The organism is Pseudomonas sp. GM25 (assembly GCF_000282255.1).
Taxonomy (GTDB): Bacteria; Pseudomonadota; Gammaproteobacteria; order Pseudomonadales; family Pseudomonadaceae; genus Aquipseudomonas; species Aquipseudomonas aphyarum.
This window is the reverse complement of the sequence record NZ_AKJQ01000009.1, coordinates 200,481-208,130: the sequence shown is the minus strand read 5'-3', so window position 1 is coordinate 208,130 and position 7,650 is coordinate 200,481. Positions and strand designations below refer to the sequence as shown.

Sequence of the window (7,650 nt, the reverse complement as noted above, 5' to 3'; positions counted from 1 at the left end):
CGGAGCGTGGGAACGATCAAACTAGTAACGATCAATCTGAAATGAAAAAGCCCCGCCATTCACATGGCGGGGCTTTTCGTTTTCAGCAACCGGTCACTCAGACCTGCGGGTCGCCCACGTGCAGGATCTTCATGCCGTTGGTGCCGCCGGTGGTGTGGTAGCTGTCGCCCTTGGTCAGGATGACCCAGTCGCCTTTCTCGACCACGCCACGCTTGACCAGCTCGTCGATGGCTTTCTGGCTGACTTCGTTCGGGGCCAGCGAAGCCGGGTCGAACGGTACGGTGTACACGCCACGGAACATTGCCGCGCGGGCCTGGGCTTCGCGGTGCGGGGTGAAGCAGTAGATCGGCACCGACGAACGGATACGCGACATGATCAGCGGGGTGTAGCCGCTTTCGGTCAGCGCGATGATCGCCTTGACGCCCGGGAAGTGGTTGGCGGTGTACATGGTTGCCAGCGCGATGCTCTCGTCGCAGCGCTCGAATTCCTTGCCGATGCGGTGGCTGGAAGTCTTGCTGGTCGGATGCTTTTCAGCGCCGACGCAGATGCGCGCCATTGCCTGTACGGCTTCCAGCGGATAAGCGCCGGCAGCGGATTCGGCAGACAGCATCACGGCGTCGGTGTAGTCGAGCACGGCGTTGGCCACGTCGGACACTTCGGCGCGGGTCGGCATCGGGTTCTGGATCATCGACTCCATCATCTGGGTCGCCACGATCACCGCCTTGTTGTGGCGGCGTGCGTGCAGAATGATTTTCTTCTGGATGCCCACCAGTTCAGCGTCGCCGATTTCCACACCCAGGTCGCCACGGGCAACCATCACAGCGTCGGAAGCCTTGATCAGACCGTCGAGGGTTTCGTCGTCGGCCACGGCTTCGGCGCGTTCGATCTTCGCTACCAGCCAGGCGGTGCCGCCGGCTTCGTCGCGCAGTTGACGGGCGTAGTTCATGTCGGCGGCGTCACGCGGGAAGGACACGGCGAGGTAGTCGACTTCCATTTCAGCGGCGAGCTTGATGTCGGCCTTGTCTTTTTCAGTCAGGGCCGGCGCGGTCAGGCCGCCACCGCGACGGTTGATGCCTTTGTGGTCGGACAGCGGGCCGCCGATGGTCACGACACAGTTCAGCTCGGTCGCGGTGGCGGTTTCAACGCGCATGACCACGCGGCCGTCGTCGAGCAGCAGCTCGTCGCCCACGCCGCAGTCCTTGACCAGGTCCGGGTAGTCGATGCCGACCACTTGCTGGTTGCCTTCGGTCAGCGGATGGCTGGTGGAGAAGGTGAACTGGTCACCGATCTTCAGCTCGATGCGCTTGTTGGCGAATTTGGCGATACGGATTTTCGGGCCTTGCAGGTCACCCAGCAGGGCGACAAAGCGGCCGTGCTTGGCAGCGAGGTCACGCACCAGCTTCGCGCGAGCCTTGTGCTCGTCGGGGGTGCCGTGGGAGAAGTTCAGACGGGCGACGTCCAGGCCAGCCAGAATCAGCTGTTCGAGAACTTCCGGCGAGTTACTGGCCGGGCCAAGGGTAGCGACGATTTTGGTACGACGGACGGACATGCAAAGACTCCTCAGGTTCAAGCGCTCGCAGAGGCTACTACGCTCTTTGGGTGTAGTCATTGTTCGTTTGCACTACTTATTGTTTTCTTTATTGAACGCGACAATCGGAACAAAGGGCTCTGAAGATTTCTCGCCAGAGGTCGATAATGATCACAAGACAGGAGAATACCCCATGCGATTCGTGCCCATTGCCGCCCTTGCCCTCAGCGTCCTCGCCGTCACGGGCTGCACCCGTTGGTCGATGAACCATCATTTGAACAACGCCTACAGCGCCTACGACCGGGGCAACTGCGAGCAAGTGATGCTCGAACTGTCCAAGGTCGAACGCGCCAGCCGTGCCCGCCCTTACGTGTGGCCGGAAGTGTCGATGATGCGCGGCCAGTGCCTCGAACGGCAGAAAATGTTCGTCGATGCGGCGCAGACCTATCAGTTCATCATCGCCTCGTACCCCAACAGCGAATACGCCTACCGCGCCCGCGCGCGTCTGGAAACCCTGCAGAGCTTGGGTCACTACCCGACACGCAGCGCTGCCGCCGTGGTACGTCCAACCCGGTTCTGATGGCGGTTGTCATACAAAAGCTGGCTGCTTGTATAGGGTGAGCTATAGTCGAATGACACCGGTACAGATCGATATCTGTACCGGCGCAACACCTGCGACCGGCATGAGATGCACGTGGCGAGCGCCACACCGGGAGCGGGGAGAGCGGGTCTGACGCACACGCCCGTTCCGAAGCGAGAGTGCGGCTCTGTGATGGAGCCTTGCATGGCGAACTGCGTATGTTTACCGACCGTCGAATCGAACGGCATCAGCTGCCGTATTTTCTGCGAGTATTCAACAGCGTCACCGACAAACCCATCGGCTTTCTGGGCAACGTGTCCGAAGACGGTTTGATGCTCATCAGCCAGTTGCCGATGATGATCGGTGCCGAGTTCAACCTGCGCCTGAAAATCCCCTTGGGCGAAGGTTGTCAGCAAGTCATCGATCTGACGGCGTGCTGCCTGTGGTGTCACGAAGACGCGACCCCCCGACACTACGACGCCGGCTTCAGCCTGTACCGGACGCCGCCCGAGTATGGGCAACTGGTCGAGGCGTTGAAGCAGTACTTCAGTTTTCAGCCGTTGCCGGCCTCGGCCTGAAAACCAAAAGGGCCACAATCTGCCGAAGGTTGTGGCCCTTTTTCTTACTCGTTTATCGCAATCGCCCGTTCGTTATCCAGTGTCTTCTCCACCAGCAACAACCCCAATTCACTCAACTGATAGATCGCCATCGCCAGATGCCGCGGCTTGTCGTCCAGGCTGTCGGCCAGATCCAGCAACAGAATGCTGACCGAAGAAAAGGTTTCGTAGGTCTGGATGGCGATCGCCTCGGGGTTGATCTCGGGATCGACCTTGAACATCTGCATGCCGCGATCCACGGAGTTGCGCGGTTTGTCCTTTGGGGGATTGAGGTAGAAATCCAGGGCCCGGTGGGCGGCGTCGTGGAGTTTTTTTGAATCGACGGAGGCGTAGGGGGAGACGGGATCGGTTTGATCGGTCGGGTCCGTTGGATCGGTGTCCAGCGGTGGATTTGGAACTGGCTTTTTCATGTATTTCGTACTCGTCAGTAGGGCCACCATTGGCTCGCGACTAAACGAGAAAAGGGTGGCGGCTGTAAGCAGGTTAGTCGACCGGGAGTACGTACCGGTGCGCCCGAGGGCGCCCTGCGAACAGCCACCATCGAGTGCGGGGATAGGGAATACCCGACTTGATGACGCTTATGCGCAACGTACTAAGACCCCGGGCGACTAAACCCGGCCGCTGATTGGCAGCGACGGGATCAAGTTACGGGCCAACGCCAAGGCGCACAAGCCGGCGGATTCTGAGTGATTTGTAGGCAATGGCACAAGGCGTCGTAGCCCGTTGTTACGACTTGCAGGACGCTGCCGGAGAGGGTTGTGGGAAGAGTTACCGTTTGTCGGGACTGTCAGATCTGTCAGGTGTGCGCAAAAAGGGGTTGGCATTCAATGGCGATAAGAGAGCTCGTGTCTCTGAGCCCTTAAACAGTCATGGAGTCAGTCATGGATACAAAAGATGATGCGGAGGCGGGATCTTTCCGTGAATCATTGCAACAGGTGCAGGCGACTGAAGAAGGTAAAACGACTGTCTTGTCTGCTGAAGAAATCAATAATGGAATATCGGCCACGCACGATATTTATGTCACAAAGGATGGGTATGAGGCATGGCTTCGAGTGGTGTACTCATACAGTGCTGACGGCAATACTTTTACCTGCGCTGCGACACACTACAAGGCCACCGCCAACAATCAGCCTGACGGAAACGTATGGATGCAGGTTGCCCCGACGGGTACGGTCTGGAACCCGGTTGAACTGACGGGGAGAGCCTTGCAAAATGGTCAGTGGCGAGAAATCACCTCAAGCAAAACGATTGTGGTTAATGCGGGAAATGCGACGATAGGGTTTGGTTTTGACTATGACAGAGCGGGTGTCAGTGATGTATGGATGACGGGTTCTCATACTGTCAGTTACATCCCGGCGACTCCCACCATCGGCCCGAACAAAAACTTTACTGCTTCAACTTTTGATGTAACAGGCGCCGGAGGAATCGCCGGGGCCAATATGGTGCTTGATCACGGTGGGGGAACACTGAATGCACGCGTTCAGCCAACTGCCGGAGCCTGGTCAGTGCCGGTCACCGTTGCGGACAATAAAAACGATCAAAGCATTCAGGCCTATCAACAAGTCAATGGCAGGAACTCTGCCCGGACTGGGTACATCACTGCCTACCGAGCAAAACTGACCTCGCCAACAAATAACTCGATAATGCCTGCCAAGGACTTCAAGTTCACTGGAATCGCAGCGCCCAATACTTCAGTGAAAGTCGTTCAAGGTGGTTCTGGTGTTGTCTGGTCCAGCACGGCCAGTACCGGCTCGTCATCCAACTGGCAAGCGTCACCGCTGGCGGCTTTCTCAGGCAGTGGTGAAAAGTACATAACGGCAGAACTCGATGGCGTCCAGCGCTACACAGAACACGTTACCTTCCGTTATCTGGACTATCCGAGCATTACCCCCCCCGGCAACAATACCGAACAAGAACAAACCTTCACCGTCTCCGGCAACAACAGATTAGCCAACGCCGAAGTGCGGGTTTTTATCGATACAACGCAAACGTTGGTCGGGACCGCCCCTGTCGGCGTATCGGCCACATGGAGCGCTGCCGTAACGCTCCAGCCCGGGTTGCGAAGGGTGGCAGCGGAACAGTTCCTCAGTGGCAAGCAATCCGGTCGTGGCGGTTCCGTTCTTTACAAGATCCGGCCTGCCAAACCTGTGCTTCAGTCCAGACCCAAAGGCGAAGGCATCGAATTTCATGGCACGGGTTACGCGACAGGCAGGATGCATATTCATGTGTCGGGTGACGAAGTCAATTCCATCGATGTGGACATTCCTAGTACAGGTATCTATACGAAGGATCTTCCGGCCACGGTGTTGCCGGGGAATTACAGGTATGGCGGTCGGCAAAGCGTGTCCGATGGAGGAACAGGGCGTATCTACAGCTCAGGTTGGATCGCTGATATACCGGTTGCCGTTCCCACTTCTCGACCCACGTCTGTGAGTGTCACGCGCAACGGCAATAAACTTACAATTACGGGCAGGGGCAATACGTGGGGTACGAGTAAGGGATTGGCCATCATCCACAAGGACGGTCAGGATTTTCGCCCCAAGTTTCCCAACGGTGAGGTGCAATCTGATCTCACTTGGCGCACAACTTCTGTCGATCTTGACCCGGGCACTTATGGAACCCTCACCGTCAAACAATGGGTAAACGGTGTCTGGTCTGCGGAGGTCGCTGTTCCAGAGGTGACCATTCCGTCATCCTCTCCCACTTATACAGCGCCTGATCCAGATGCGCAGACTAACCAGACACCAACGATTACCGGTCTTGCCTGGACGAATTCGGATGTTTTGCTGACAATTCCGACTCGTCCGTCGGTGCCACTCAAAGCGACCGGGACGGCCGGCACGATCGGTTCGTTCAGTTATACCGTCACCGATCCCCTGCCGCCAAAGACCTACATCATAAGTGCAACCTCGGCGATGGGGGGGCAGACATCTGCGGCCAGTAACCTTACCTTCACGGTTCAACCGCCGGTCCCTGAACCGACAACGACTGGCGAGGTATCAATCGAGGCGGACATCGAGGGCAAGGGGTGGCCAGGCTGCTGGGTCGAGATTCTTTCGGCTACCCACGTGACATTGGGCAGTGGCCCGGTGAACGAGGATAAAACCTGGAAGATAGGTATTGGCAAACACGCTCCGGGACCACTTACCTTCTATTGCCGCCAAAAAGAGGCACAGGCCAGCAGTAACGTGTCCGGCCCGACTGAGAACAAAACCGTCATGGTCGCTGTGCCAAGGGCCGGATTTACCGTACCAGGGCCGAACGGCCAGCCCGCGCGAAAGTCCACTTTTTCCGGTAGCACCTCTGCAACGTACGGTTCCGTCGAGCTGTCGATCAAAGGATCATCACCATTCATTACCAGCGTTCCGGTGGTTGACGGGAAATGGACTACTCCGGTCGAGTTGGCGGCGGGTTCCAAAACGCTGGAGGTCAGGGTGCTTCAGGATGGCTATCGCAGCAATCCAACAGAGATTACGGTCATGTTCGTGCCGAATGCGCCGCTGCTCGATACGCCGTTGAATACCGAGAATGTCGGGAAAATGGTCAGGGTTTCCGGGCATGGAGTCGCCGGGGATAGCGTGATAGTGCAGCGGGTGGGTAGACCCCACAATTTCGAGCCCGTTCTCGTCAAGGCGGACAACACCTGGTCGGGGCTTTTCGGACACAACATGGTGGCCACGGACAAAATCGCCGCCGTTGCCCGAGTCGGTACGGAACCGAACTCCCAACAATCCGTCCCGATTACCCTGACGCTGCTCAGTGCCCCCATCGACCTTACTGAACCGCGGGCAGGTGACTGGGTAGGTCCACAGGCAGTTTACGCTGGCAGGGCTGCTCCTCATGCGTTTATCGCCGTGACGGCCTGGTACGACACAGAGGTCCGTCTGGCGCCGTCGACCCAGGCCGATGAAGATGGATACTGGCGGGTGTTGGGCAACAGGGATCTTCCTGATGGACTGACACGCGTGCAGGTAAGCCAGACGCTGGATCGCGTGAATTCTGAATGGCGCATGAGTGATGCATTTACAGTGCAGCGCATCACAGAGATTGACTGTCCCGTTGTGGCGTTTCCAACGCCAGATCAAACAGTACGGCGTATGCCGAGGTTTTCCGGATGGGGGTTGCCGGGCGCGATGGTCACGGTCCGCCAGGCAAGTGGTCCGGTATTGGCGACCGCACGGGTGGCGCGCGATGGAACATGGGAGGCGCAGGTCACAAGTTCATTGCCGGTGGGGCCACTGACGTATTCTGCCAAACAGGAACGTGATGGTCTCGATTCAGACTACAAGTTGCCACACCGTCATTGCGATGTGACTCAGGCTCTAGCAGGCTTTGAGAAAGCGGTTATACAACTGCCGTTGAACGATCGAACTCAAGTGCTTGAAACCCGGCCACAGTTTGAAGGACTAGGTAAAGCAGGAGCTTTATTGACACTGTATCGGCATGCGACCACCGAAGTGCTGGCTCAGACAATCGTCAATGCAGAGGACAAATGGGCTGTTCGCTGTGCCGTAGATCTGGAAGTGAAGACAGAACCCCACCAGATCGCTGCACGCCAACAGATGGATGGAGTGGAGTCAGCCTGGTCAGGCATTGTCATCGAATTCAAAGTCGGCTCTGCCCTGTCTCCGCCTGTTGTAGTCGATCTTACTGATGGGAGTTACGTTTCTCGCAATGCAGTGATCAAACTGACTGCCATGCCAGGTACTCTGGTGTCGCTCTTTCCGGGTGATAGCACCAACAAGCTCGGTACCGGTCAGGTCGATGAGACAGGGCGATGCGTGATTGTTTCGTATGGTTTGCCGCTTGGTGAGTTGACGCTCAGGGGCAAGGCCGAGAAAGGGCCTGTTCTATCCGGGTGGATGAACGAGGTCAAACTTATTGTGGCGGATTTCGGCTGAGCTAAAGAGATGCGCCCGCGTCAG

General features: G+C 57.5%; 5 protein-coding genes. 3 read left to right on the top strand and 2 right to left on the bottom strand.

The window, feature by feature from the left end; all coding sequences use genetic code 11:
• Positions 1-97 precede the first annotated feature (97 nt).
• Complete coding sequence (pyk, locus tag PMI24_RS03500; RefSeq protein WP_007951250.1) at positions 98-1,549, bottom strand: pyruvate kinase; 1,452 nt, start codon at positions 1,547-1,549, stop codon at positions 98-100.
• Between the two features lie 172 nt (positions 1,550-1,721).
• On the opposite strand from pyk, the gene PMI24_RS03495 reads away from it, so the two are divergent.
• Both PMI24_RS03495 and PMI24_RS03490 read left to right on the top strand, forming a co-directional pair.
• Positions 1,722-2,108 carry a tetratricopeptide repeat protein gene (locus PMI24_RS03495; protein WP_007951249.1) on the top strand — a complete coding sequence of 129 codons (387 nt, stop codon included), beginning with the start codon at positions 1,722-1,724 and terminating at the stop codon, positions 2,106-2,108.
• Positions 2,109-2,326: 218 nt separating this feature from the next.
• Complete coding sequence (locus PMI24_RS03490; RefSeq protein ID WP_007951248.1) at positions 2,327-2,686, top strand: PilZ domain-containing protein; 360 nt, start codon at positions 2,327-2,329, stop codon at positions 2,684-2,686.
• 44 nt (positions 2,687-2,730) lie between these two features.
• Here the strand turns inward: PMI24_RS03490 and PMI24_RS03485 are convergent, their stop codons facing one another.
• Positions 2,731-3,135 (bottom strand): DUF6124 family protein, encoded by a 405-nt coding sequence (locus tag PMI24_RS03485; RefSeq protein WP_007951247.1) that lies wholly within the window; start codon positions 3,133-3,135, stop codon positions 2,731-2,733.
• Positions 3,136-3,606: 471 nt separating this feature from the next.
• Here PMI24_RS03485 and PMI24_RS28545 point away from each other — a divergent pair, with 471 nt between their 5' ends.
• Positions 3,607-7,626: a hypothetical protein gene (locus PMI24_RS28545; RefSeq protein ID WP_007951246.1), complete on the top strand. Its 4,020-nt coding sequence runs from the start codon at positions 3,607-3,609 to the stop codon at positions 7,624-7,626.
• Positions 7,627-7,650: the final 24 nt, after the last annotated feature.